Annotated in this window: 20 protein-coding genes; 6 read left to right on the top strand and 14 right to left on the bottom strand. The window is 65.6% G+C overall.

Annotation, left to right across the window (positions count from 1 at the left end; all coding sequences use genetic code 11):
• Positions 1 to 349: 349 nt before the first annotated feature.
• From ACH488_RS10635 to argC, 9 genes are all read right to left on the bottom strand, one after another.
• A complete protein-coding gene (locus ACH488_RS10635; protein WP_397324074.1) occupies positions 350 to 1102 on the bottom strand; it encodes a maleylpyruvate isomerase family mycothiol-dependent enzyme in 753 nt (250 codons plus the stop codon).
• Positions 1103 to 1179: 77 nt separating this feature from the next.
• Complete coding sequence (gene argH / locus ACH488_RS10630; protein WP_397324073.1) at positions 1180 to 2595, bottom strand: argininosuccinate lyase; 1416 nt, start codon at positions 2593 to 2595, stop codon at positions 1180 to 1182.
• Complete coding sequence (locus ACH488_RS10625) at positions 2595 to 3800, bottom strand: argininosuccinate synthase (protein ID WP_397324072.1); 1206 nt, start codon at positions 3798 to 3800, stop codon at positions 2595 to 2597. The genes argH and ACH488_RS10625 overlap by 1 nt, the downstream gene beginning before the upstream one ends.
• A 55-nt stretch (positions 3801 to 3855) precedes the next feature.
• On the bottom strand, positions 3856 to 4392 hold the full coding sequence (locus ACH488_RS10620) for an arginine repressor (RefSeq protein WP_397324071.1): 537 nt from the start codon (positions 4390 to 4392) through the stop codon (positions 3856 to 3858).
• The gene (gene argF / locus ACH488_RS10615; RefSeq protein WP_397324069.1) at positions 4392 to 5393 is read right to left on the bottom strand and encodes an ornithine carbamoyltransferase; all 1002 of its coding nucleotides are present in this window, start codon (positions 5391 to 5393) and stop codon (positions 4392 to 4394) included. Before argF ends, ACH488_RS10620 begins: the two co-directional genes overlap by 1 nt.
• Positions 5390 to 6664 (bottom strand): acetylornithine transaminase, encoded by a 1275-nt coding sequence (locus ACH488_RS10610; protein ID WP_397324068.1) that lies wholly within the window; start codon positions 6662 to 6664, stop codon positions 5390 to 5392. Before ACH488_RS10610 ends, argF begins: the two co-directional genes overlap by 4 nt.
• Positions 6661 to 7608 (bottom strand): acetylglutamate kinase, encoded by a 948-nt coding sequence (gene argB / locus ACH488_RS10605; RefSeq protein WP_397324066.1) that lies wholly within the window; start codon positions 7606 to 7608, stop codon positions 6661 to 6663. Before argB ends, ACH488_RS10610 begins: the two co-directional genes overlap by 4 nt.
• 9 nt (positions 7609 to 7617) lie before the next feature.
• Positions 7618 to 8784 carry a bifunctional glutamate N-acetyltransferase/amino-acid acetyltransferase ArgJ gene (argJ, locus tag ACH488_RS10600; protein ID WP_397324065.1) on the bottom strand — a complete coding sequence of 389 codons (1167 nt, stop codon included), beginning with the start codon at positions 8782 to 8784 and terminating at the stop codon, positions 7618 to 7620.
• Entirely contained in the window at positions 8781 to 9812 is a 1032-nt protein-coding gene (gene argC, locus ACH488_RS10595; RefSeq protein ID WP_397324064.1) for an N-acetyl-gamma-glutamyl-phosphate reductase, read from the bottom strand. Before argC ends, argJ begins: the two co-directional genes overlap by 4 nt.
• Before the next feature lie 107 nt (positions 9813 to 9919).
• Between argC and ACH488_RS10590 the strand changes: the two genes are divergently transcribed.
• The 3 genes from ACH488_RS10590 (at position 9920) to ACH488_RS10580 (ending at position 16338) form a co-directional block, all read left to right on the top strand.
• Positions 9920 to 10885, top strand: coding sequence for a quinone oxidoreductase family protein (locus ACH488_RS10590; protein ID WP_397324062.1), 966 nt, complete (start codon positions 9920 to 9922; stop codon positions 10883 to 10885).
• Positions 10886 to 10992: 107 nt separating this feature from the next.
• Entirely contained in the window at positions 10993 to 14949 is a 3957-nt protein-coding gene (locus tag ACH488_RS10585; protein WP_397324061.1) for a Pls/PosA family non-ribosomal peptide synthetase, read from the top strand.
• Positions 14950 to 15000: 51 nt separating this feature from the next.
• The gene (locus tag ACH488_RS10580) at positions 15001 to 16338 is read left to right on the top strand and encodes a M1 family metallopeptidase (protein WP_397324059.1); all 1338 of its coding nucleotides are present in this window, start codon (positions 15001 to 15003) and stop codon (positions 16336 to 16338) included.
• Here ACH488_RS10580 and ACH488_RS10575 read toward each other — a convergent pair.
• The 4 genes from ACH488_RS10575 to ACH488_RS10560 all read right to left on the bottom strand — a co-directional run bounded on the left by ACH488_RS10575 (position 16335) and on the right by ACH488_RS10560 (position 21674).
• Positions 16335 to 16970 carry a 4'-phosphopantetheinyl transferase family protein gene (locus ACH488_RS10575; protein ID WP_397324058.1) on the bottom strand — a complete coding sequence of 212 codons (636 nt, stop codon included), beginning with the start codon at positions 16968 to 16970 and terminating at the stop codon, positions 16335 to 16337. The genes ACH488_RS10580 and ACH488_RS10575 overlap by 4 nt on opposite strands.
• Before the next feature lie 103 nt (positions 16971 to 17073).
• Positions 17074 to 19617, bottom strand: a complete 2544-nt coding sequence (gene pheT, locus ACH488_RS10570) for a phenylalanine--tRNA ligase subunit beta (protein WP_397324056.1) — start codon at positions 19615 to 19617, stop codon at positions 17074 to 17076.
• A gap of 2 nt (positions 19618 to 19619) precedes the next feature.
• The gene (pheS, locus tag ACH488_RS10565) at positions 19620 to 20681 is read right to left on the bottom strand and encodes a phenylalanine--tRNA ligase subunit alpha (RefSeq protein WP_397324055.1); all 1062 of its coding nucleotides are present in this window, start codon (positions 20679 to 20681) and stop codon (positions 19620 to 19622) included.
• A gap of 117 nt (positions 20682 to 20798) precedes the next feature.
• Positions 20799 to 21674, bottom strand: a complete 876-nt coding sequence (locus tag ACH488_RS10560; RefSeq protein ID WP_397324054.1) for an LppM family (lipo)protein — start codon at positions 21672 to 21674, stop codon at positions 20799 to 20801.
• 98 nt (positions 21675 to 21772) lie between these two features.
• On the opposite strand from ACH488_RS10560, the gene ACH488_RS10555 reads away from it, so the two are divergent.
• Positions 21773 to 22216, top strand: coding sequence for a hypothetical protein (locus ACH488_RS10555; RefSeq protein ID WP_397324052.1), 444 nt, complete (start codon positions 21773 to 21775; stop codon positions 22214 to 22216).
• Complete coding sequence (locus ACH488_RS10550; protein ID WP_397324050.1) at positions 22213 to 22845, top strand: SIMPL domain-containing protein; 633 nt, start codon at positions 22213 to 22215, stop codon at positions 22843 to 22845. Before ACH488_RS10555 ends, ACH488_RS10550 begins: the two co-directional genes overlap by 4 nt.
• Positions 22846 to 22851: 6 nt before the next feature.
• Here ACH488_RS10550 and pcp read toward each other — a convergent pair whose 3' ends face one another.
• Positions 22852 to 23493 (bottom strand): pyroglutamyl-peptidase I, encoded by a 642-nt coding sequence (gene pcp, locus ACH488_RS10545; RefSeq protein WP_397324049.1) that lies wholly within the window; start codon positions 23491 to 23493, stop codon positions 22852 to 22854.
• Positions 23494 to 23569: 76 nt separating this feature from the next.
• Here pcp and ACH488_RS10540 point away from each other — a divergent pair, with 76 nt between their 5' ends.
• On the top strand, positions 23570 to 24667 hold the full coding sequence (locus ACH488_RS10540; RefSeq protein ID WP_397324047.1) for an Rv2578c family radical SAM protein: 1098 nt from the start codon (positions 23570 to 23572) through the stop codon (positions 24665 to 24667).
• Positions 24668 to 24672: the final 5 nt, after the last annotated feature.

Genomic DNA, 24672 nt, shown 5'->3' with positions numbered 1-24672 from the left:
TCAACGCGTTCGCCATCACGTTCGCCGGACGATTCGAAAGAACCACCAACTAATGAAAACCGCCGGAACCCACACACCGTTTATCGGACAGACCCTGAAGCAAGTGAGAGAGGGACCCACCCAAACCGGCGATCGGTGAGAGAGCGATTCCCGAAAAGGGCGATTCGGTGAGAGAGCGATTCCCGAAAAGGGCGATTCGGTGAGAGAGGGATTCCCGAAAAGGGCGATTCGGTGAGAGAGGGTTTCCCGAAAAGGGCGATTACGTGAGAGAGCGTTGGAGTTTGGGGGCGGGGGTTTGGGGGTGGCGGTTTGGGGTTTGGGGGCGGGGGTTTGGGGGTGGGGGTGGGGGTTAGCGGGCCGGGGCTTGGGGCTGGGCGGGGACGCCGGCGGGCCAGGGCAGGAGCTCGGGCAGGTCCACACCATCTGCGGCTGCCGTGGCTCGGAGGGAACCGAGGCTTGGTTCGCGGCCGGCCAGCCAAGCAGCGATATCCGTCAGCATTCCCGTGATGGCAATGGAGGTACCCCCGTTGCCGATGGCCTGCGGAGCGAGGCCCGTGGGCTGGAGGACAAACCTGTACTGCTCAGGCACCCGTGCAGCCAGGAAGCCGAAAAGGTGTTCACAGAAGGGCTTGCTCCACGTCTCCGGGCCGTATCCGAGCCCCAGGTCCGCGGCATGGATGACCAGTTCGCGCCACAGCGCCAGCCCGCCGTCGAGCACTGTACCGTCCCTATAGGTGATGCGAGCCTGCCAGTCGTCCGGCTCCAAAGCGTCGAACGCACCAACCGCCGACTCCACCGCAGCGGTGACGGAAGCCGTGTGCTCCGCGAGGCTGTGTCCCGCCGCCAATTCGATCGCCTTGGTGCGGCCTTCCATGCCGCCGTCGTACAGTTCGATCTTTTCGCCCCGCCGGGCGTACTCCAGTTGGCGCGCCATGGCCTTCGCGATTCCGGTGATGTGGGCAAGGACGTGGCCGCGGGTCCAGCCGGGCAGTTCCGAGGCCCCAGCTAGGGACGATTCGTCCATCTTGGCGAGGAGGCGCGTGACGGTGCCGGCGGCTTTGTGAAGCTCTGCGGGCAGCGTTTCAGGGGTGATCTGGGTCATAGCGCCATGCTAACGCACACTTAAACGCAGAGCGGGATGGCGCCAGGAGGCACCATCCCGCTCTGGGAGGAGAACCGCTAGGACGCGTAAGCGCGGGCAGCGTCCAGTTCCGCTTCAAGGGCAGCAAGCTGGCGTTCGACGGCGGCCGGTGCCGTTCCGCCTTGCGAGTTGCGGCTGTTGAGCGAACCTTCCGTGCTCAACACAGAGCGGACTTCGGGCGTCAAGTGCTCCGAAATCGCGGCATATTCTTCGTCAGTGAGGTCCCACAGTTCCACGTTGCGGCTCTCGGCCTGCTTGACGGCAGCGCCGGAGAGTTCGTGGGCTTCGCGGAACGGCACGCCCTGGCGGACAAGCCACTCGGCAATGTCCGTGGCCAAGGCGAAGCCCTGGGGCGCCAAGGATTCCATGCGTTCGGTGTTGAACTTGAGCGTAGCGATCATGCCGGAGACGGCAGGAAGCAGCAGTTCCAGGGTGTCTGCGGCGTCGAACACCGGCTCCTTGTCCTCCTGGAGGTCGCGGTTGTACGCGAGCGGGAGGCCCTTGAGCGTGGCCAGCAGGCCGGTCAGGTTGCCGATGAGTCGCCCTGCCTTGCCGCGGGCCAGCTCGGCGACGTCCGGGTTCTTCTTCTGCGGCATGATGGATGACCCCGTGGAGTAGGAATCATGCAGCGTCACGAAGGAGAACTCCTTGGTAGCCCAGAAGATGACTTCCTCGGAGATCCGGGACAGGTCCACACCGATCATGGAGGACACCCAGGCAAACTCGGCGAAGACATCGCGGGAAGCGGTGCCGTCGATCGAGTTGTGCACTGCCGAGTAGAAACCGAGGTCGGCAGCAACCGCCTCAGGATCCAGGCCGAGCGAAGAACCAGCCAAGGCGCCGGAACCGTATGGCGAAACACCGGCACGCTTGTCCCAGTCCTGGAGGCGCTGCACGTCGCGGAGCAATGCCCAGGCGTGGGCCAGCAGGTGGTGGCTCAGCAGGACAGGCTGGGCGTGCTGCAGGTGCGTGCGGCCGGGCATGGCCACGCCCGGGTGCGCCTTTGCCTGCTCAACCAGGGCATCGATGGTGGCCAGGACGCCCTGCGCAATGATCCGTGCGTGGTCGCGCAGGAACATGCGCCCAAGCGTTGCTACCTGGTCATTGCGGGAACGGCCGGCGCGGAGCTTGCCGCCGAGCTGGACTCCGGCACGCTCGATCAGGCCGCGTTCCAACGAACCGTGGACATCCTCATCGCTTTCGGCCGGCAGGTAGGCGCCGCTCGCAACATCCTCATCCAACTGGGTGAGCGCGGCAAGCATGCCTTCGAGTTCGGCATCATCCAGCAGTCCGGCTTTGGCCAGCACACGGGCGTGCGCCTTGGAACCGGCGATGTCGTAGCGGGCCAGCCGCCAGTCGAAGTGCGTGGACTTGCTCAGTGCGGCCAGGGCATCCGCGGGACCGCCGGCGAACCGGCCGCCCCACAGTGCACCTTCGTTAGTTGCCGACGTCATTACTCGCCCGCAACCCGCAGGTCGCGGCCGGAGGCAACCTTGGAGGACATGCCCCACAGCTCGATGAAGCCGCGTGCCATGGACTGGTCGAAGGTGTCGCCGGTGTCGTAGGTGGCGAGGTCGAAGTCGTACAGCGAGGTGTCCGAGCGACGGCCGTTGACGATTGCCTGGCCACCGTGGAGGACCATGCGGATGTCACCGGAAACGTACTTCTGGGTGTCTTCGATGAAGGCGTCCAGGGAGCGCTTGAGCGGGGAGAACCACTGTCCGTCGTAGACCAGCTCGGCCCAGCGCTGGCCAACCGTTGCCTTGAAGCGGGCCTGCTCACGCTCGATGGTGACGTCTTCGAGGTGCTTGTGGGCCGTGATCAGCGCCATGGCACCCGGAGCTTCGTAGATCTCGCGGGACTTGATGCCCACCAGTCGGTCCTCGACGACGTCGATGCGGCCAACGCCTTGGGCGCCGGCGCGGCGGTTCAGTTCCTGGATGGCCTGCAGCGGGGTGACCTTCACACCGTCGATGGCAACCGGGACACCGGCCTGGAAGGAAATGGTGACCTCATCCGGTGCCGGCGGGAATTCCGGGGTGGCGGTGTAGTCGTAGATGTCCTTGGTGGGAGCGTTCCAGATGTCCTCGAGGTAACCGGTCTCGACGGCGCGTCCCCAGACGTTCTGGTCGATCGAGTAAGGGTTCTTCTTGGTGGTCTCGATCGGCAGGCCCTTTTCCTCGGCGAAGGCGATGGCCTTGTCGCGGGTCAGCGCGAGGTCGCGGACGGGTGCAATGCACTTCAGGTCCGGGCCGAGGGTCTGGATGCCCACTTCGAAGCGGACCTGGTCGTTGCCCTTGCCGGTGCAGCCGTGTGCCACGGTGGTTGCGCCGAATTCGCGGGCGGCCTTGACCAGGTGCTTGACGATGACCGGGCGGGAAATAGCCGAGACCAGCGGGTAGTGGCCCTGGTAGAGGGCGTTGGCCTTAAGGGTGGGCATGGCGTATTCGTTGGCGAACTCGTCGCGGGCGTCCGCAACATAGGCCTCGACGGCACCGCAGCCAAGGGCGCGCTGGCGAATGGTCTCCAGGGACTCGCCGCCCTGTCCAACGTCAACGGCGACGGCGATGACCTCGGCGCCGGTGGCTTCACCGATCCAGCCGATTGCTACGGACGTATCGAGGCCACCGGAGTAGGCCAGAACAATGCGCTCAGTCACGAGAGTGCTCCTTTGTGTGTTGCTTGTTTGTATCTAATGCTTGAAGAAAAATACGTCAGTTACCCGGTCCGGCTTCTTCGGCCAACCGCAGGAAGCGGGCAGCGAGTTCCGCACCGCCGTCAGGATCCCGGGACACCAACATCACAGTGTCGTCGCCTGCGATCGTACCCAATACCGACGGCATCACGGAGTGGTCGATCGCCAGGGCCAGGAAGTTGGCCGCCCCTGGAGGCGTCCGAAGCACCGCAATGTTGCCCGAAGCCTCGGCCGTCACCAACAGTTCCCCGCACAACCGGGTGAGTCGCGCATCCAGGATTTCCTGGGTGACGCCACTCTTGGCGTTCCGGTCTCCCCCTTCGCCGGGAACGGCGTAGACCAACGCGCCGTCCTTTCCGCGGACCCGCACAGCGCCCAGTTCCACCAGGTCGCGCGACAACGTCGCTTGGGTGACCTGGACGCCGTCGTCCGCCAGCAGGGCCGCGAGCTCTGCCTGCGACCGGACGGACTCGCCTGTCAGGATGGCAGTGATGCGGGCCTGGCGGGCGGTCTTGGTGGCCGGGCTGGCGCCTGGCACCGAAGGATTGGTGGACACTAGAACGTGCTCTCGCCGGCTCCTTCGACGGGGGCCAGTCCGTCGACGAACGCCAGGCCTGATCGGTGCATGAGCCAGGCCATGAGTGCTTTCTGGGCATGCAGGCGGTTCTCCGCCTCGTCCCAGACGATCGACTGCGGGCCGTCAATCACGCCTGCGGAGATCTCATAACCGCGGTAGGCCGGGAGGCAGTGGAGCACCACGGCGTCCGGTGCGGCCTGCGCCATGGCGGACTCGTCCACGGAGTACTCGCGGAAGAGCTGCATCCGGGCCTCCTTCTCCGCTTCCTGCCCCATGGACACCCAAGTATCGGTGGCAACGACGTCGGCACCCTTAAGGGCCTCCGCCGCATCGCTGGTGATCAGCACCGAACCACCGGTTTCGGCAGCACGTTCCTGCGCTGCGGCCACGATTTCCGCGGCAGGCAGGTAGCCCTCCGGTCCCGAAATCCGTACGTGCATGCCGGCGGTGACACCGGCCAGCAGGTAGGAATTGGCCATGTTGTTCGCGGCATCGCCGAGGTAGGCCATGGTCAGTCCGGCCAGCTCGCCCTTGTGCTCCTTGACGGTCAGGAGGTCGGCGAGGAGTTGGCAAGGGTGGTAATCGTCGCACAGGGCGTTGATCACGGGGACCTTGGAGTTTTCTGCCATGGCAACCAGGCCCGCGTGGGCCCCGGTGCGCCACACGATGGTGGACACCATGCGCTCCAGGACCTTGGCGGTGTCTTCTACGGACTCCTTGTGCCCGATCTGGGCCTCGCCGGGATTGATGATGAGGGCGTTGCCGCCCATATCCGCAATGCCCGTGGCGAAGGAAACCCGGGTCCGGGTGGAGGTCTTGTCGAAGATGACGGCGACGGTCTTGCGTCCGTTGCCCTCCGCAGCGAAGGGCTGGACGCTGTACGGTGCGGCCTTCATGCGGACCGCGAGTTCCAGTACTTCGGCCTGCTCGGCAGGAGTCAGGTCCGTGTCTTTGAGGAAGTGCCGGGTGGAAGTGGTCACTGTGCGTCCTTAGCTGTAGTGGCTGTGGCTGTGCTGGTGGCAATAAGCCCAGGCAAGGCAGCCAGGAAACGGTCAGCCTGTTCGGTGGTCAGGATGAGCGGGGGCGCCAAGCGGATGGTCCGCGGACCCGGGCTGTTGATGATGAAACCGGCGTCCAATGCTGCCGTGACCATCGCCGGGGCGATGTCCGCGTTGACGTCGAAGCCGATCAGCAGTCCTTCGCCGCGGATTTCGGTGACGCCCTCGACGACGGCAAGCCCCTCACGCAGGTGCCGGCCAACGGCCTGCACGTTCTGGAGGACGCCTTGGCTTTCGATGGCGTGCAGCGTAGCCAGCGCGGCGGCCGTAGCCACAGGGTTTCCGCCGAAGGTGGTTCCGTGCTGCCCGGCGGTGAGCAGGGCCGACGTCGTGCTTCCGAAAGTCAGCAGCGCGCCGATCGGGAAGCCGCCGCCCAGGCCCTTGGCGAGCGTGATGGCGTCGGGGACGATCCCTGCGTCTTCGCTGGCCAGCCATTTGCCTGTCCGGCCAATACCCGTCTGGACCTCGTCCAGGATGAGGAGCGCTCCGGCCGCGGTGGTCGCTTCACGGGCAGCCTGCAGGTACTCGGCGCTCAGCGGACGCACGCCGGCTTCGCCCTGGATCGGTTCCAGGAAGACAGCCGCGGTGGAATCGTCGACGGCGGCACGCAAGGCCTCGATGTCGCCGAAAGGGATGTGGACCACGCCACCGGGCAATGGCTCGAACGGTGCCCGGTAGGCTTCCTTGGCCGTCAGCGCCAGGGCACCCATGGTCCGGCCGTGGAAGGCCCCTTCGAGCGCGATGATCTTGGTCCGTGTGCCGTCGCCGATGTTGCGGCGGGCCAGCTTGAAGGCGGCTTCGTTGGCTTCCGTGCCGGAGTTGGCGAAGAACACCTTGGAACCGGCAGGTGCGTGGCTGACGGCCAGCAGCTTTTCGGCGAGCGCCACCTGGGTGGGGCTCGTGAAGAAGTTGGAAACGTGGCCAAGGGTTGCCAGTTGGCTGGCGATCACCGAGGTGACGAACGGGTGTGCGTGACCCAGGGCGTTGACCGCGATGCCGCCCAGGAGGTCAAGGTATTCCTTGCCGTCCGCGTCCCACACGAGGGAGCCCGCGCCGCGGACCAGCACCCGCTGCGGTGTGCCGAAGACACCCATGAGGGAGGAGGAATAACGGGCCAGCCAGTCACTGCCGGAGCTGTGTCCCGTGATGGCGTCGGCGGAGGTTTCCACCAGTTCTGCTTCGTTGGTGCTCATGCGTTCACTTCCTCGTCCGGTACTACCTGCGTGCCGATGCCCGCCGTCGTAAAGGTTTCCAGCAGCATGGAGTGCGGCAGGCGGCCGTCCACGATGTGGGCGCGTTCCACGCCTTCGTCGATGGCCTTGAGGCACGCCGCCATCTTGGGGATCATGCCGGATTCCAGGCGCGGCAGCATGTCCCGCAGTTCGCTGGCCGTCAGCGAGGAGATCAGGGAGGACTTGTCCGGCCAGTTGGCGTACAGGCCCTCCACATCCGTCAGGATGACGAGCTTGGAGGCACCCAATGCAGAGGCCACGGCGGCAGCGGCGGTATCGGCGTTGACGTTGAGCACCTGGCCCGTGGTCTGGAAGCCGTTACCTTCGGCTGAGTCCACAATTTCCGGGGCCACCGTGGAAATGACCGGGATGCGGCCGGCGTCGAGAATGTCCTTGATCCCGGCGGGATCGACGCCGACAACCTCACCCACCAGGCCGAGGTCCACTTCTTCACCGTCCACCACAGTGCCGGTGCGCACGGCGCGCAGCAGGCCGCCGTCCTCACCGGACATCCCTACGGCGTAGGGTCCGTGGGAATTGATCAGGCCAACGAGTTCCCGGCCCACCTGGCCCGTGAGGACCATGCGCACCACGTCCATCGCTTCGGGCGTGGTGACGCGGAGGCCACCCTTGAACTCGGATTCGATGCCAAGCCGGCCCAGCATCGAGTTGATCTGGGGGCCGCCACCGTGGACCACCACGGGGTGGATGCCCACGTGGTGCAGGAAGACGATGTCCTCGGCGAAGGCCCGGCGAAGATCGTCGTTCACCATGGCATTGCCGCCGTATTTGATCACCATGGTGGTTCCGGCAAAGCGCTGGATCCACGGCAAGGCTTCGATCAGGGTTCCGGCCTTGTCCTGGGCGGCACTCATGGAGGTGTTTTCGCGGGTGTGTGCGGTCATGGTCACCCCTTAGCTCGAGTACGCGCTGTTCTCATGCACGTAGTCGTGCGTGAGGTCGTTGGTCCAGATGGTCGCTTCGGCGTCGCCGGCCTGGAGGTCGATTTCCACCAGGACTTCACGCGGCTCGAGGTCCACCAGGTTGCGGTCGTCGCCGATGCTGCCGTTGCGGCAGATCTGGATTCCGTTCATGGAAACGTTGAGCTGGTCGGCCTCGAAGACAGCGTCGGTGGTGCCGACTGCGGAGAGCACGCGGCCCCAGTTGGGGTCCTTGCCAAAGATCGCGGCCTTGAAGAGGTTGGACCGGGCCACGGAACGGCCAACGATTTCGGCATCGCGTTCGCTGGCGGCGTTGAAGGTCCGGATGGCGATATCGTGGCTCGCGCCCTCGGCATCCCCGATGAGCTTGCGGGCCAGTTCGGCGCACACGCTGGTAACGGCTTCACTCAGTTGCTCCGCGGACGGCAGCGCCTCGGACGCACCGGAGGCGAGCAGCACCACGGTGTCGTTGGTGGACATGCAGCCGTCGGAATCCGCACGGTCGAAGGTGACCCGCGTGGCGTCCCGGAGGACGACGTCGAGTTCGTTGGAAGGGACTTCCGCGTCGGTGGTCAGGACCACCAGCATGGTGGCCAGGCCAGGAGCCAGCATGCCGGCGCCCTTCGCGATGCCGCCGACGGTGAAAGCCTTGCCTTCGGCGTCCTGGCCGGTGAACACGGCTTCCTTGGAGACGCTGTCCGTGGTCATGATGGCGGTTGCTGCAGCGGCGCCGCCCTCCTCGGAAAGCTCTTTGAAGGCCGCTTCCACACCCGGCAGGATCTTGTCCATGGGCAGCTGCTCACCGATCAGCCCGGTGGAGCACACCACGACGTCGGAAGCTGAGACTCCCAGCACTTCTGCCACTTTCTCTGCCGTGGCATGGGTGTTCTGGAAACCCTGCGGACCCGTGCAGGCATTGGCGCCGCCGGAGTTCAGGACCACGGCATCCACCCGGCCGTCGCTGACTACCTGGCGGGACCAGTGAACGGGCGCCGCGGCCACGCGGTTGGAGGTGAACACGGCGGCAGCTGCCTTGAGGGGGCCGTCGTTGACGACGAGGGCAAGGTCCGGGTTTCCTGAGGCCTTGATGCCGGCCTTGATGCCTGCAGCGCGGAATCCCTTGGGGGCGGTAATGGTCACGGTGCAACTCCCTGCAGGTTCAGGCCGGCGGTTTCATCCAGGCCGAGGGCAATGTTCATGGACTGCACGGCACCGCCGGCAGTTCCCTTGGTGAGGTTGTCGATGGCGCACGTGACGATCACGCGGCCTGTGTGGGCATCGAAGGCCAACTGCATCACTGCGTGGTTGGAGCCCTGGACAGACTTGGTGGTGGGCCACTGGCCCTCGGGCAGCAGGTGCACGAAAGGCTCGTCGTCGTAGGCGTCGGCCCAGGCCTGCCGCAGCTCCACCGCGGTGACACCGTGGCCAACCTTGGCAGTCGCCGTCGTGAGGATGCCCCGGCTCATGGGCGCCAGCGTGGGCGTGAAGGAAACCGTCACAGGCTCCCCCGCAGCGTTGGACAGGCCCTGTTCGATTTCCGGCGTGTGGCGATGGCCGCCACCCACGCCGTAGGGGCTCATGGAACCCATGACTTCGGAACCGATGAGGTTGACCTTGGCGGCCTTCCCGGCACCGGAGGTACCTGAGGCGGACACGATGACGACGTCGTCCGTCAGCAGGAGGTTGCTGGCGAACCCGGGCGTCAAGGCGAGCAGGGCCGACGTCGGGTAGCAGCCCGGCACGGCGATGCGCTTGGCGCCCTTCAGTGCGTCACGCTGGCCAGGCAGTTCGGGCAGGCCGTAGGGCCAGGTGCCTGCGTGCGCGGAGCCGTAGAACTTTTCCCAAGCAGCGGCATCCTGCAAGCGGTGGTCAGCCCCGGCGTCGATGACTACCGTGCCCTCGGGCAGTTGGGCAGCGATCTCCGCTGACGCGCCGTGCGGCAAGGCGAGGAAGACGACGTCGTGACCCGCCAGGTTCTCGACGGTGGTGTCTTCGAGGATCCGGCTGGCCAAACCATGGAGATGCGACTGCAACTCCCCTAGTCTGGAACCGGCGTTGCTGTGCGCGGTGATCGCGCCGATGGTGACGTTGGGATGGTTCGCCAGCAGGCGCAGCACTTCTCCCCCGGCGTAGCCGCTGGCACCGGAGACGGCAACAGAAATAGTCATGGCTCCAGCATACAGCAAAGTTATTCATACTTGCTGATATTTATGCATGCTTAGGATGGGAACCGGAACCGGGCGCCGGAAGGACCGCCCCGGATTAAGGAGCCACCATGACGCACGCGATCGTTGCACAGCAGCCCGGAGGACCCGAGGTCCTTGAATACGCCTCCGTCGAGCCACTGCAGCCCGGCCCCGGACAGTTGCTCATCAAGGTTGCCGCCGCGGGGGTCAACTTCATCGAGACCTACCAGCGCAGCGGCATTTACAAGGTTGAATATCCCTTCACCCCGGGTGCGGAGGCCGCCGGAACCGTGGAAGCCGCGGGCGAGGGCGTGGAAGACTTTGCCGTCGGGGACAGGATTGCCACGGCGGAGGCCTCCCGGACGTACGCCGAGTACGCCTTGGTGGACGCTTCGAAGGCACTGCCCGTGCCGGACAAGGTGGATGACCACACGGCGGCCGCGCTACCCCTCCAGGGCATCACGGCCCACTACCTCATGAATTCCTCCTTCCGCGTGGAGCCGGGGCACACCGTCCTCCTGCATGCCGGCGCGGGCGGGGTGGGACTGCTCCTGACACAGCTCCTGAAGGCCCGGGGCGCGAGGGTCATTACCACCGTCTCGTCCGACGAAAAGGCCGACCTCTCAACACTGGCTGGCGCGGACGAGGTGCTGCGCTACGACGGCTTCGCGGACAAGGTCCGCGAACTGACCGACGGCGAAGGCGTAAACGTTGTGTACGACGGCGTCGGCAAGGACACGTTCGACGATTCCCTCAAGAGCCTGCGCATCCGCGGTTCATTGGTGCTTTTTGGGGCAGCCTCCGGCCCGGTACCACCGTTCGATCCCCAGCGCCTGAACGCAGCCGGATCCCTCTCGGTCACCCGCCCCACCATGGGCCACTTTGTCCAGAACACCCATGAGCGCCGGTGGCGGTCCACCGAGATTTTCGAAGCCGCAGCGAACGGAACCCTCTCGGTGCGGATTGGCGCCACCTATCCGCTGGCGGAAGCCGCCCAGGCCCACCGGGATCTGGAAGGCCGCAAAACCACCGGGAAGGTGCTGCTGCTTCCCTAGCCACCGGAAACGTTCGGTTGCTGCCAGGCGAACTGTCGTGCAACAAATTGTGACAAGCAGGAAACGTCAAACACCTATTGTTTACCTTCCTGCGTAAAGCTGGGCCGGTGAGCATAGATCAACCTGGCGCGGCCGCGGATTCACCTGCCTTGGCCGCCTACCGCCCCCAGTTCCTGGGGGCGTCAGCAGCACCCGCCGAACGTACCCTCGTGGACATCCTGGAAGAGACTGCACAGTCCTTCCCCGAATCATCAGCGTTGGACGACGGCCAGAAGTCACTGAGCTACACCGAACTGCTGGCCGCCGTCCGCACCTTCTCGCGGGCCCTGAACGAGGCGGGGCTCGGCCGCGGGGACAAGGTGGGTGTCCGCATTCCGTCAGGCACCAATGAGCTCTACATCGCCATCCTCGGCATCCTCATGGCCGGTGCCGCCTACGTTCCGGTCGACGCCGACGACCCCGAGGAGCGCGCCAAGCTGGTCTTCGACGAAGCCAAGGTGGGCGCGGTCATCGGCGCGGGCCTGTCCATCAACACAACGGATCCCTCGCGCGGACCCGTCCGGGGCGTCGGCAAGCCGGGCCTGGACGACGATTCCTGGATCATCTTCACCTCCGGTTCCACCGGCACGCCCAAGGGCGTGGCCGTCAAGCACCGCTCTTCCGCCGCCTTTGTGGACGCAGAAGCCCGCATCTTCCTGCAACCCGAACCGATCGGCCCGCAGGACCGCGTCCTTGCCGGATTGTCCGTCGCCTTCGACGCCTCCTGCGAGGAAATGTGGCTCGCCTGGAGGCACGGTGCGTGCCTGGTCCCGGCTCCCCGCGCGCTGGTCCGGACGGGCATGGACCTCGGTCCATGGCTGATCAACCACGGCATCACGGTGGTCTCCACGGTGCCAACCCTCGCGGCCCTCTGGCCGGCCGAAGCCCTGGAAAACGTCCGCCTGCTGATTTTCGGCGGCGAAGCCTGCCCGCCTGAACTGGCCGAACGGCTCGCCGTCGACGGCCGTGAGGTCTGGAATACCTATGGCCCCACGGAAGCCACGGTGGTGGCCTGCGCTGCACCTTTGGGAGGCCCGGGTCCTGTCAGGATTGGCCTTCCCCTGGACGGGTGGGACCTGGCCGTCGTGGATTCCGCAGGCGTTCCGGTGTCCGAAGGCGACGTGGGCGAGTTGATCATCGGCGGCGTGGGCTTGGCCCGATACCTCGACCCCGCCAAGGACGCGGAGAAATACGCCCCCATGCACACGCTGGGCTGGGAGCGGGCCTACCGCTCCGGAGACCTGGTCCGCTTCGAGACCGAGGGCCTCATCTTCATGGGCCGGGCCGATGAACAGGTCAAGCTCGGAGGCCGGCGGATCGAACTCGGCGAAGTCGATGCCGCCCTCCAAGCCTTGCCGGGTGTCGCTGGTGCAGCTGCTGCCGTGCAAACCACCGCGGCCGGCAACCAGATCCTGGTGGGCTACCTCGCCGCGTCCGACGGCGTCAGCCTGAACCTGGACGACGCCCGGAAGGCGCTCGGCGAAAATCTGCCCGCAGCTTTGATTCCCCTGCTCACGACAGTCGACACGTTGCCTACAAAAACCAGCGGCAAGGTGGACCGCCATGCGCTGCCTTGGCCGTTGGCCGGCGCAGCCGCTGCCGAAGCCGGCGATGCCCCCTTGAACCTGCCCGACGACGCCCGCTGGGTGGTGGAGCAGTGGGAGTCTGTCCTGGGCAGCACTGTGGGCTCCCTCGATGCGGATTTCTTCGCCTATGGCGGGGGCTCACTCGCGGCAGCCCAGCTGGTCTCCGCCTTGCGCGTCCGGTACCCCACCATTACGGTGGCCGACATCTACGCCACACCGCGCGTCGGGGCGCTCATCGACGCGGCCCGGCAGTCGATTCCCGACGGCGGCACTCCCGGTCCCGCCGCTGAGCGCACCGTTCGTCCGACGGCCGTTAAGTCGCAGATTTTCCAGGTCCTCATGGGCGTCCCGCTACACATCCTTGTAGGCATGCGCTGGCTGACCTACCTGATGGCCGCCAACCGCCTCCTCGCCGATTTCGCGGGGTTCGCCGCGGCACCGGTGGTCTCATGGTGGTGGATCGCGGCCTCCTGGCTCGTCTTCGTCAGCCCCCTGGGCCGCATGGCCATCTCCGTAGCAGCTGCCCGGCTGCTCCTGCACGGCGTCCAGCCCGGCACGTACCCACGCTCCGGGAAAACCCACCTGAGGCTCTGGCTCGCGGAGCAGATCCAGGACCTGTCCGGCGCCATCGGCCTGGCCAGCGCACCGTTCGTTCCGTACTACGCCAGGGCCCTCGGAGCGAAGATCGGACGCGACGTCCACCTGCATTCCCTGCCTCCGGTGACTGGCCTCTTGTCCCTGGGCAGCGGTGCAAACATTGAACCCGAAGTGGACCTGTCCGGCTGGTGGGTGGATGGCGACTCCGTCCACATCGGGCAGATCCACGTCGGCGCCGGAGCCGTAGTGGGCTCCCGCAGCACCCTGATGCCGGGCGCCACCATCGGAGCGGGCGCGCACGTCGAAGCCGGCTCGGCCGTGTTGGGCAAGGTCAAGTCCGGGCACCTCGTGGCCGGCTCACCCGCCGAGCGGCGGGGCAAAGCCAAACACGAATGGCCCGAAATGGTGCACCAGCGGACCCTGGGCGACAGGCTCTGGTTCTCCGCCTTCGCCGGTGCTTCTGCGGTGCTGGCACTGATCCCCTACGTCTCGGCTTTCGTTGGCGCACTGGTGATTCTCGCCTTCATCCGGGGGCACGCATCCCTCGAAAGCGCCATTCCCCAGATCCTGACGGCCCTCCCGCTGGCCGCGTTGGCATGGTTCTTTGCGAATCTCCTCCTCATCCTGATCGTTGCCCGCCTTCTAGGACTTGGCCTCGAGGAAGGCTATTACCGCGTCCGGAGCCGCGTGGGATGGCAGGTCTGGGCCACCGAACGCCTCCTGGACATGGCCCGCGACCTTCTCTTCCCCATCTACGCAAGCCTGTTCACGCCGATCTGGCTCCGCCTGCTCGGCGCCAAAGTGGGCAAGAACGTGGAGGCGTCCACGGTCCTCCTGGTCCCCCGCATGACCACCATCGGGGACGGCGCCTTCCTGGCGGACGACACCATGGTGGCCTCCTATGAACTGGGCGGCGGCTGGATGAAGATCGCCCCGGCCAAGATCGGCAAGCGCTCCTTCCTGGGCAACTCCGGGATGACCGCTGCCGGACGCAATGTTCCCAAGAACTCGCTGGTGGCAGTTCTCTCCGCCACCCCGGCCAAAGCAAAGTCCGGAACCTCGTGGCTGGGCAGCCCACCCGTCCGCTTGCGACGCACCGCCGTAGACGCAGACCAGACCCGCACTTTCCAGCCTCCACGCAAGCTCAAGCTCGCCCGTGCACTGTGGGAACTGTGCCGCGTTGTCCCCGTCATTCTGACGGTGGCCATCGCCGTAGGCGTGATGTTGGTGTTCGACCTCATTGCCGGCAGTTGGGGTTATTGGGCCGCGGCCTTGCTGGGCGGAGTGGTCATGCTGGCAGCCGGAGCTGTGGCAGCCCTCAGCGCAATCGTCGCCAAGTGGGTGCTGGTAGGCGCTATCCGGGTTGGTGAACACCCCCTGTGGAGTTCATTCATCTGGCGCAACGAGGTAGTGGATACCTTCATCGAAATGGTCAGCGCACCCTGGTTCGCCCGCTCAGCTGCCGGAACCCCCGCCCTCGTGTGGTGGCTCCGGGGATTGGGCGCCAAGATCGGACGCGGAACCTGGTGTGAGAGCTATTGGCTTCCCGAGGCCGACCTTGTGACCCTCGGCGAGAACTCCACCGTTAACCGGGGCTGCGTGGTCCAAACCCATTTGTTCCACGACCGCGTCATGAGCATCGACACCGTAACGCTTGGGGCCGGTGCCACCATGGGTCCGCACGGCGTCATCCTCCCCGCCGCAAGTGTGGGCGACGGCGGAACGGTAGGACCGGCGTCGTTGGTCATGCGGGGCGAGACCGTTCCGGCCGGAACCTATTGGATGGGAAATCCCGTGAGCCCGTGGGAGGGTCCGGCCTCCCAGGCCACCGGACTCAAGTAGATTGGGCAGACGGTAACAGCAAGAAAACCAGGATTGAGGCCAACGGACTTTATGACCGCAGCGACCACGAACACCGCCGCCGACCCTTACACCTTGAACCACGGCAGCACGAGTTACCGGGTTGACAGGTATGAGCTGGACCTCGATGTGCGGCTGGGCAGCAACAGGTTGATCGGACGGGCCGTACTGCGCTGTACCGCGTTGGAAGCCATGAGCCAAGTAGTCCTGGACCTGGTAGGCCTGCGGGCCTCAAAGATCCAGCTGGATGGCAGGAAGGTCCAGAGGTTCAACCAGCGCAGCGAACACCTGGTGGTCACTCCCCCGGCACAGCTCCGCTCCGGCCAGCAGTTCGTGCTGGACATCCGCTACGAAGGCAACCCCCAGCCGCGGCGTGGGCTATGGGGGGAAGTTGGCTGGGAGGAGCTCACCGATGGAGTCCTGGTGGCAGGCCAGCCGAACGGTGCCGCGTCCTGGTTTCCGTGCAACGACCATCCCCGGAGCAAGTCGAGCTACCTGATTTCCGTCACCACCGACGACAACTACCGGCCCGTCTGCAACGGCCGGCTGGTGTCCCGCACCCGGAAATCGAGCCGCGAGACCTGGGTCTATGAGCATGCCCAGCCCATGGCGACGTACCTGGCCACCGTGCAGATCGGCCGCTACGGCCTGATCCCGCTGAACGCCAACGACACCCATCATCGAGTTCCACAGTTCGCGGCCGTCACGGCGGGCCTGGCCGAGGACGCCCGTAACGGCCTGCGCCGGCAGCCTGACATGATGCGGACCTTCGAAGATTGCTTCGGACCCTACCCCTTTACCGATTACACCTCGGTGGTCACCGAGGACGAGCTGGAGATTCCCCTCGAAGCCCAGACCGTGTCCATCTTCGGCCGCAACCATATGCGGGACACCTGGGAGGCCCAACGGCTGATCGCCCACGAACTTTCGCACCAGTGGTTTGGGAACTCACTGACAGTGAACAACTGGAAGGACATCTGGCTGCACGAGGGCTTCGCGTGCTACGCCGAATGGCTGTGGTCGGAGGAGTCGGGAACCATGGGCGTTGGCGCCCGGGCGTTGGCAGCGTGGAAGAAGCTCGACGGCGGTCCACAGGACCTGCTGGTGGGCGATCCCGGCCCGGAACTGATGTTCGACGACAGGGTTTACAAACGTGGCGCCCTGGCTGTGCACGCCCTCCGGGTCAAGGCGGGAGACGAAGCCTTCTTCGGGTTCCTCCAGCACTGGACCGCCGCCAACCGCCACGGATCGGTGTCCACGGAGACGTTTGTTGCCGCCGCGGATTCGTTCATTCCCGGCCTGGACGCCGGTACTCGGCTACGGCCGTGGCTCTACGAGGCACCGCTTCCGCCGCTGCCGTCCGCGCGCTAGCCGAGTGCCAGCGCGGCGACCAGACCTTCCGGCAGAGCCCGTCCGCCGATGGTATGCACGTCCTGCACGCCCGGACGGTCCAGCACGTCCACGTCTGAGGGGTTTCGCCGCAGGCCTTCCCCGGTCATCTTGAGCCAGGCTTCCTTCCGTGCCCAGAGGCGCGCACGTTGGTAGACGCGCTCCTCTTCCGGCGCCGCGTCGACCAGCCTGCGTTCCTCCGCGGTCAGGGTAACGTCGTCAAAACCCGCAAAGCCAACCCGGCCTACAGCTTCAAGGTCCACTCCCAGCCGCAGGCCCTCCGCTGGATGTACGACGCCGGCCAGCAGCACCCAGCCCGACGCCCGGGAGGCGCTGAGCACCAAAGACGCCGGACCGCCGTCGAGCATGAATCCGGGCCGGCCGTGATCCTCGCCGGGACCGCACTGGGGACAAATGTAGTCCGGCGTGAGCCGGGACGAATCCACGTCCAGCAGCTCCGCCGCGAACAGACGCAAGGCGATCCGACCGGCAATAAAGCGATCCTGGTCCTGCGCGGATGCGAAGCGCGCCGCACGTCGTTCCCCCGCCCTGCCCAAAACCATGGCACGCGGAGTGTCAGGGAGTGCCACCTCCCCCAGCTGGAGCAGCCTCACAACCGGCTCCACGTCTCCCCCTCTTAAAGCAACGCGGGGTCACTCACGGCCCACTAATCCCTTCGGAATGGGCTGTAAGTGACCCCGCGTTGTTCGGTCTGGACTAGCGCTGGACTGCTCCGAAGCGCTCCGCGGCAACGGCAACGGCTGCAGCGCGGGCTTCGGAGGCCTCGTCCACGGTCAGGGTGCGGTCAGCGGCCCGGAAACGAAGTCCGAAAGCCAACGACTTCTTGCCTTCCTCGATGCCCGGGCCCACGTAGACATCGAACAGTGCAACGTCTTCGAGGAGCTCTCCGGCACCTTCGCGGAGTGCGGCCAGAACCTGGTCCGCCGGCACATCCTGCGGAACCACCAAGGCCACGTCCTGGGTTGCCACGGGGAACCCGGAAATGTGCTTGGCCACGATCACGTCGGCCGCTGCTTCGAACAGCGCGTCCACGTCGATCTCCATGGCCACAGACCGCGCCGGCATGTCATGCGCAGCGAGGAGTTTGGGGTGGAGTTCGCCGGCGTAGCCCACCACGTCACCGTTCCGGAGGGCCAGCTGGGCCGCCCTGCCGGGGTGGAACGCCTGGTGGCTGCCCTGGCTGACCACAAGCTCGACACCCACGACGTCTCCGATGAGACGTGCAACATCCAGTCCGTCAGCCCAATCCCACGCCCGCGGCGTGTGCGTCGCCGCGGCCGGTGAATCGTGGCCCGTGAGCACTGCGGCGATGTGCAGCGGCTGGTGCGGAACGCCGTCGAACAGTCCCTCAAGAACGTCATCCGAAGGCTTGACGCCCAGCGGCGGGATGGACTCAGTCCCCAACCGCTCGCCCGGGAGGAAGACCGAGCCGGCCTCGTACAGCGCGAGGTCGCGGAAACCGCGCGACTGGTTGCGGCGAACAACCTCTATGAGCCCGGGCAGGATGGACGTACGGAGGTAGCCGTGTTCCTCGCTGATCGGGTTGGCGAGTTTCAGAGCCGGGCGCTGCGCACCTTCCGCGGCCACGCCAAAGGTGTCGTTGGCCGCCTTGGAGACGAACGGGTAGGACAGGACTTCCGTCAGGCCAGCGTCGGCCAGGGCCTGCACCACGCGGCGCTTCTGCTGCTGCGTGCGGCTCAAACCACGGCCTGGAGGCGCCACCGGAAGGGTGGCTGGAATGTTGTCGTAACCGACCAGGCGCGCGATCTCTTCGGAGAGGTCTTCCTTGGTTTCGAGGTCATTCCGCCAGCTCGGCGCCGTCACGGTGTAGCCGGAAGCGGTCTTCTCAACCACAGCACCAAGGTCTGCCAGGGACGTGGTGATCTGTTCCTCGGTGAAGTCGATGCCAATGCGCTTGGCAGCAAAATCAGCAGGCAGTTCGATAGTGACGGCGTCCGGTGCGGTCCCGACGTCGGTTCCGGCCTCATCAGCCTTACCACCGGCCAGTTCCACCAACAGGTCCACCACACGCTGCGCAGCGATGTTGGCGATGTGCCAGTCGACGCCACGCTCGAAGCGCTTGGACGCCTCGGAAGGAAGCTTGTGGCGACGACGCGAACGGGCGATCGAGACCTCGTCGAAGTGCGCGGCTTCCACCAGGATGTTGGTGGTGGAGTCCGAAACTTCGGTGTGGGCACCGCCCATGACGCCTGCGATGCCGATGGCGCCGGAGTCGTCGGTGATCAGGAGGTCCTCGACGTCGAGCGTGCGCTCTTTGTCATCGAGGGTGGTGATCTTCTCCCCGGCAACGGCACGGCGCACCACGATGTCGCCCGAGAGCTTGTCCAGGTCGTAGCAGTGGTTCGGCTGCCCGAGCTCCAGCATCACGTAATTGGAGATGTCCACCGGCAGCGAGATGCTCCGGATACCGGCAAGGCGCAGGCGGGAGGACATCCACGGCGGCGTGGGGCGGGACGGATCAACGCCGCGGACCGTGCGCGCCACGAAACGGTCGCACCCGGGCTTTCCGTAGATCGGGGCGTCGTCGTTGAGCTTCACGCCGTAACCACCCTGCAGGGTGGCCGGGGCGTTGACTTTGGACGCGGGGTCGGTGAAGTCAGTCCCCGTGGCGTGGGCGTATTCGCGGGCCACGCCACGGATGGAGAACGCGTACCCGCGGTCAGGGGTCACGTTGATCTCCGCGGCCTGGTCATAGAGACCCAGTAGTTCCATGGCGTCCGTGCCGATTTCGGGGTCGAGGCCAATGCTGGACAGCACCAGGATGCCGTCGTGGTCCTCGCCGATGCCCAGTTCCCGCACGGAGGCGATCATGCCCGCGGACAAGTGGCCGTACGTCTTGCGGGCCGAGATGTGGAAGTCTCCCGGGAGCACGGCACCAGGCAGCGTGACCACTACCTTGTCGCCCTCCACGAAGTTGTGGGCACCACAAATAATGCCCTGCACGCCGGAAGGATCAATGCCCTTGCCCGTGAGGGTCTGTTCCTGTCCTTCCGGAACGACGCGGACCTGGCACCAGTTGATGGTCTTGCCGTTGGTCTGCGGTTCCTTGACCAGGCTCAACACCTGGCCAACCACCACGGGGCCCTTCAGGGCGTCCGTGGGGCGGTGGACTTCTTCTTCTTCGAAACCGACCTTGACCAAATCGGCCATGACGTCTTCGGCCGTTGCGTCGGCCGGTACCTGCGCGAATTCACGCAGCCAGGAAAGTGGGATACGCACTGTTAGATCTCCATCCCGAAGTGCTCGCTGAAACGTACATCGCCCTCGATCATGTCGCGCATGTCGCCGACTTCGTTGCGGAACATGAGCGTGCGCTCAATGCCCATGCCGAAGGCAAAACCTGAATAGACGTCCGGGTCAATGCCGGCTGCCCGGAGGACGTTGGGGTTGACCATGCCGCAGCCACCCCATTCAATCCAGCGCGGGCCACCCTTGGCACCGGGGTGCCAGATGTCCAACTCGGCTGACGGCTCGGTGAACGGGAAGTAGTTGGGGCGAAGGCGGATGGACGCTTCATCGCCGAACATCTGGCGCGCGAAGTGCTCCAACGTGCCGCGGAGGTCCGCCATGCTGAGGTTCTTGTCGATGGCCAGGCCCTCGAACTGGTGGAACACAGGGGTGTGCGTTGCATCCAGTTCGTCCGTGCGGAACACCTTGCCCGGGCACAGGACGTAGATGGGAACCTCGCGCTCCAGCATGGAACGCACCTGCACCGGCGAAGTGTGGGTTCGCATCAGCAGGTGGGCCTCTGGCGGCTCAACGAAGAACGTGTCCTGCATTTCACGCGCAGGGTGGTCCGGCTTGAAGTTCAAGGCATCGAAGTTGAACCATTCCGATTCCACCTCAGGGCCTTCGGCGATTTCCCAGCCCATGCCCACGAAGATGTCAGACACACGGTCCTGCAGCGTGGACAGTGGGTGCCGCGCACCGGCGCGTCGGCGACGCGGAGCCGCCGTGACGTCCACCGTTTCCTCCACCAGGATCCGGGCGTCGTTCTCCGCTTCGAGAACCTGCGTGCGCGCTGCGAGCGCCTGGTTGACCCGGCCACGCGATGACCCCATCAGCTTTCCCGCAGCCGCTTTGTGCTCCTTGGCCAGGCCACCGATTTCACGGTTGGCGAGGCTGAGCGGCGACTTCTCGCCGGTGTGCGCGAGGCGGACGGCCTTGAGTTCTTCGAGGGAGGAGGCAGCCGCAATAGCGGCGACGGCGTCCTCAACGGCGGCGGTGATGGCGGCCTCATCCAGCGGATTCGGGATGGCAGCGCCTGGCAAAGTGTCAGTCATCTACTGTTCTTAGCTACGAGTCGGGAACGGCCGGCATGGCTGGCCTGCAAATAAGAGGCAGTGTCCGCCGTGGCGAACACTGCCTTCCAGTCTAGTAGAACCTTACGTGCCGGGTCTTCAGGGGGCGGGAGGTGCGGTGGGCGGCGGCGGTGTGGGTCCGCCGTCGTTCCTTGGCTGCGGAGCCTGGCCGGGAGTGTAGCCCTGGCCCGCCCAATCCTGCTGTGGCGCGTAACCCGCGGGTCCATACTGCGCCGACCCGTTCTGTCCGGGTCCATACTGTCCGGGCCCGTACTGTGCGGGCGGGGCGGAGGCCGGAACGGGCTTCGGCGCGCGACGCCGCAGGAGTACGAACAGCAGCACCACGGCTACGGCAACCACGGCTACGCCCACTACCAACCAGATGATCCATAGCGGGAACCCGGCGTTGGCTTCGGCCCTGACCTGGACGGTGGATTCGCTGATGGACAGCATGTCGAACGTTGCGGTGTTCCCTTCGACGGTGGCACCCTTCGCCTCGACTACCTTGCCGGGGAAGGTGAAGCGGACTGAGGCTTCGTCGAACATTGACCTGGCCATACCGGCCGAAGCAGGGTCGCTGGAGTCGGTACCCGTGACGCCACCCATGGAGAGGACGTAGAAGTCGCCTTCCTTCTTGAGCTCGAAGGTGTTCTCCGAACTGGAGGACTCCGCCAGTTTGGCCGGATCCAGGTTGGCGGCGGTGATCTTCTTGCCCTTGTACTTTTCGTCCTCGTAGTCCACCACCGTGGATCCCTCGGGGATATCCATCTCCTGGCTGCCGGTGCCGTTGGACTTCATGAACTCGTCAAAGGACTTGTCTCCCAGAACGGACTTCTGGATTGCGTAGACCACTTCATAGTCGACGCTCTTCTCGCTGTTGACCTTGACGGACATGTTGAGCTTGACGCAGCCGGTCAGGGCCAGCATGACGGCGACCAGGACGGCAAGGACGCCTGCAGCGCGCTTCACTTTCATTTCTTCTTCCCCCAAATGGTGACGTGGACTGGGTGGGTGCTGGATCAGCGTAACCCGCGGCCGGCGCGGCGCGGGGTACGCCGGGCTAGCATGGCTTCATGACTCCCGGGCAGCGCCTGCGACAGATCGCCAACGCCGTCAATCTCAGCACGCCGTTGGGCTTGCTGGTTGCGGCGGCATCCGGGTCCCGGTTGTCGAAGGGACCGCGCGGCCTGCTCATCGCTGCGGGCTACCGGTGGAAGATCCCGCATGCCGGGGCGTTTACGCTGGGGAACGTCATTTTGTACCGGGCGCCCCACGGTGTTGCCGGCACCAGCGAGAGGTTGCTGGCCCACGAAGAACGGCACAGCACACAATACGCCTGGTGCCTGGGGCTCCCCTTCCTTCCCCTGTACGGAGTGGCCGCCGCGTGGTCCATGCTGCGGACCGGGAACCCCGGCTTGGCCAATATCTTCGAGCGCCATGCCGGATTGAAAGCCGGCGGCTACATTGACCAACAAAGGCCGGGCGTTCCGGCCCGCAAGCGAAGCGAGGCGGTATGAAGCGAACCATCACAGTCACAGGTACGGGGAGCGCCAAAGCCGCGCCGGACCTGGTGACGCTGACGCTGGGTGTCGAAACCCGCCGGGACTCGGCAGCGCAGGCCTATTCCGACGCCGGACGCGCGGCGGGCGCTGTAGCGGCCAGCCTGCGCCAGGCCGGCGTGGCGGACGCCGATCTGCAGACCAGCGGCTTGAACCTGCGCGCCGACCTTGTGTGGGTGGAGGGCCAGGGACAAAAGGTCTCGGGGTATGTCGCTTCCACGAACCTGCTGGTGGCCATCCGCTCGCAAGCCGACGCGCCTGCGGCCATCGCTGCTGCGGTGGCCGCCGGTGGAGACGACATCCGGATCAATGGCATTGGGCAGGGCTTCTCCGACGCTTCCCGCGTGACTGCCGCTGCACAGGAGGCGGCGTGGTCCGACGCCGAGCGCAGGGCACAGCAGTATGCCCAGTTGGCGGGAGCCCGGCTGGGCAGCGTGGTGACCGTGTCCCAGCAGCCGGCGCCGGGCGCCCCGGTCCCGGTGGGCGGCATGGTCAAGGCCTTCGCAGCCGAGGCCCTACCCGTTGAAGCGGGACAGTCATCGGTGACGGCAAGCGTCACGGTGGAATGGGAGCTCCTGGAAGGCTAAGCCCTGTCAGTGGATGGCACCCGCGGACAGCTTGGCATCGGTGCCGGTTTGGGCTGCGGTGCGAACAACGACGGCGATGCCCCTCGCCATTGATTCGAGGGGCATCGATGGTGCCGTGCTGCCGTGAACCAGATCCTCCGAGGCATACGGCACGTGGACAAATCCTCCCCGGGTCCCGGCACGGCCCTTCAAAGCGTGCATCAATGCGTAGAAAACATGGTTGCAAACGTAGGTTCCGGCGGACTGGGAGACTTCGCCTTTGATGCCTTCAATCTGCAGGCTCCGCAAGGCCGACTTGATGGGCAAGGTGCTGAAGTAGGCGGCAGGCCCCCGGGGCACTACTTCCTGGTCGATGGGACGGTTGCCCTTGTTGTCCGGGATGCGGGCGTCGTCGCAATTGATGGCCACGCGCTCCAGGGAGATCCTGCTGCGGCCACCGGCCAGGCCAACACTGAGGACCAGTTCTGGTTGGTGGGCCGCAATGGCCTGCTTCAGCACCTCAACCGACTCGCCGAAGACACACGGCAGCTCGACCGTCTCCACCGTCAAGCCTTCGGCGGTGAGCATCCGGGCGGCCTGCAGCACAGCGGTCCACGACGGATTGGTGGAGTCGCCGCCGAAGGGTTCGAAGCCGGTCAGCAGGATCATGGGCCAACCTTAGCAACGCCCGGATCCGGTTTCGAAGCACTTGACTTAAATTCGAACATACCTTCGAATGGAGTTCATGAGATGGGACGCACAAGCACTTTCACCAAGCCGTGAACGCGCACCCGGATCCAGTGCCAGCACAGCTCCCGGCCCTGCCCCGGTTGTGGACGCCTTGCTGCCGCTCTCCGGGTTGGTGCGTTCCATCTCAACACCCGAATTCTCCGGAGTCACCTTCCATGAGGTCACCGCCAAGTCAGTGCTCAACAAGGTGGCTGCCGGTTCGCAGATGCCGTTCGAGTGGACCGTGAATCCTTACCGCGGCTGCAGCCATGCGTGTGTCTATTGCTTTGCCCGGAAAACCCACACCTACCTGGACTTTGATTCCGGCCGCGATTTCGACTCCCAGGTGGTGGTCAAGATCAACGCGGCCGAGGTCCTGCGGAAAGAGCTGGCCAAACCGTCGTGGCAACATCACCCCGTGGCGCTGGGCACCAATACGGACCCCTACCAACGGGCCGAGGGCCGCTACTCCCTCATGCCGGGAATCATCCGGGCCCTCGCCGAATCCGGAACCCCCTTCTCCATCCTGACCAAAGGCACGTTGTTGTCCAGGGACATTCCGCTGCTCAAGCACGCGGCCACCATGGTTCCCGTGGACCTTGGGATCTCGTTGGCCATGACCAACCAGGAACTCGCGGAGCTCATGGAACCGGGGACGCCCTCCCCCAAAGCCCGGTTGAAGTTGATTGCCAGGCTTCGCGACGCCGGGCTCGGCTGCGGCGTCATGGCCATGCCCATCCTGCCGTGGCTCACTGACTCGGATGAAGCCCTGGACTCGTTGTTCTCCGAGCTCGCCGCGGCCGGCGCCACGGGAGTCACCGCCGGGGCGCTCTACCTCAAGCCCGGAACCCGCGAGTGGTACATGGAATGGCTGGCCCGTAACCACCCGGAACTGGTGGGCAGGTACAGCCGGCTCTACGGCAAGGGCTCCTACGCGCCCAAGGAATACCGGACCTGGCTGGCGGGGCGGGTCAATCACTTCAAGGCCAAGTATGGCTTCACGGGTACGCACGGGTTCAGCCACCGAAACGCCCGGCCACGGACTGCGGAGCCGTCGCACGACGCCGCACATTCTGCAGGGTCCGCCGAGGCGGGCCAGGAAAGCTTGTTCTAGGACAG

Origin of the sequence: Paenarthrobacter sp. NPDC018779 (genome assembly GCF_044391085.1) — a bacterium.
GTDB lineage: Bacteria > Actinomycetota > Actinomycetes > Actinomycetales > Micrococcaceae > Arthrobacter.
Note: the sequence above shows the minus strand (reverse complement) of the source record. Positions and strands in the feature narration are given on the sequence as shown.

What these genes read in the sequence shown, in the direction of transcription:
- ACH488_RS10635 (WP_397324074.1), bottom strand. Translation starts at nt 1,102, where the DNA reads ATGACCCAGATCACCCCTGAAACGCTGCCCGCAGAGCTTCACAAAGCC.
- argH (WP_397324073.1), bottom strand. Translation starts at nt 2,595, where the DNA reads ATGACGTCGGCAACTAACGAAGGTGCACTGTGGGGCGGCCGGTTCGCC.
- ACH488_RS10610 (WP_397324068.1), bottom strand. Translation starts at nt 6,664, where the DNA reads ATGAGCACCAACGAAGCAGAACTGGTGGAAACCTCCGCCGACGCCATC.
- argB (WP_397324066.1), bottom strand. Translation starts at nt 7,608, where the DNA reads ATGACCGCACACACCCGCGAAAACACCTCCATGAGTGCCGCCCAGGAC.
- argC (WP_397324064.1), bottom strand. Translation starts at nt 9,812, where the DNA reads ATGACTATTTCTGTTGCCGTCTCCGGTGCCAGCGGCTACGCCGGGGGA.
- ACH488_RS10590 (WP_397324062.1), top strand. Translation starts at nt 9,920, where the DNA reads ATGACGCACGCGATCGTTGCACAGCAGCCCGGAGGACCCGAGGTCCTT.
- ACH488_RS10580 (WP_397324059.1), top strand. Translation starts at nt 15,001, where the DNA reads ATGACCGCAGCGACCACGAACACCGCCGCCGACCCTTACACCTTGAAC.
- pheS (WP_397324055.1), bottom strand. Translation starts at nt 20,681, where the DNA reads ATGACTGACACTTTGCCAGGCGCTGCCATCCCGAATCCGCTGGATGAG.
- ACH488_RS10560 (WP_397324054.1), bottom strand. Translation starts at nt 21,674, where the DNA reads ATGAAAGTGAAGCGCGCTGCAGGCGTCCTTGCCGTCCTGGTCGCCGTC.
- ACH488_RS10555 (WP_397324052.1), top strand. Translation starts at nt 21,773, where the DNA reads ATGACTCCCGGGCAGCGCCTGCGACAGATCGCCAACGCCGTCAATCTC.
- ACH488_RS10550 (WP_397324050.1), top strand. Translation starts at nt 22,213, where the DNA reads ATGAAGCGAACCATCACAGTCACAGGTACGGGGAGCGCCAAAGCCGCG.
- pcp (WP_397324049.1), bottom strand. Translation starts at nt 23,493, where the DNA reads ATGATCCTGCTGACCGGCTTCGAACCCTTCGGCGGCGACTCCACCAAT.
- ACH488_RS10540 (WP_397324047.1), top strand. Translation starts at nt 23,570, where the DNA reads ATGAGATGGGACGCACAAGCACTTTCACCAAGCCGTGAACGCGCACCC.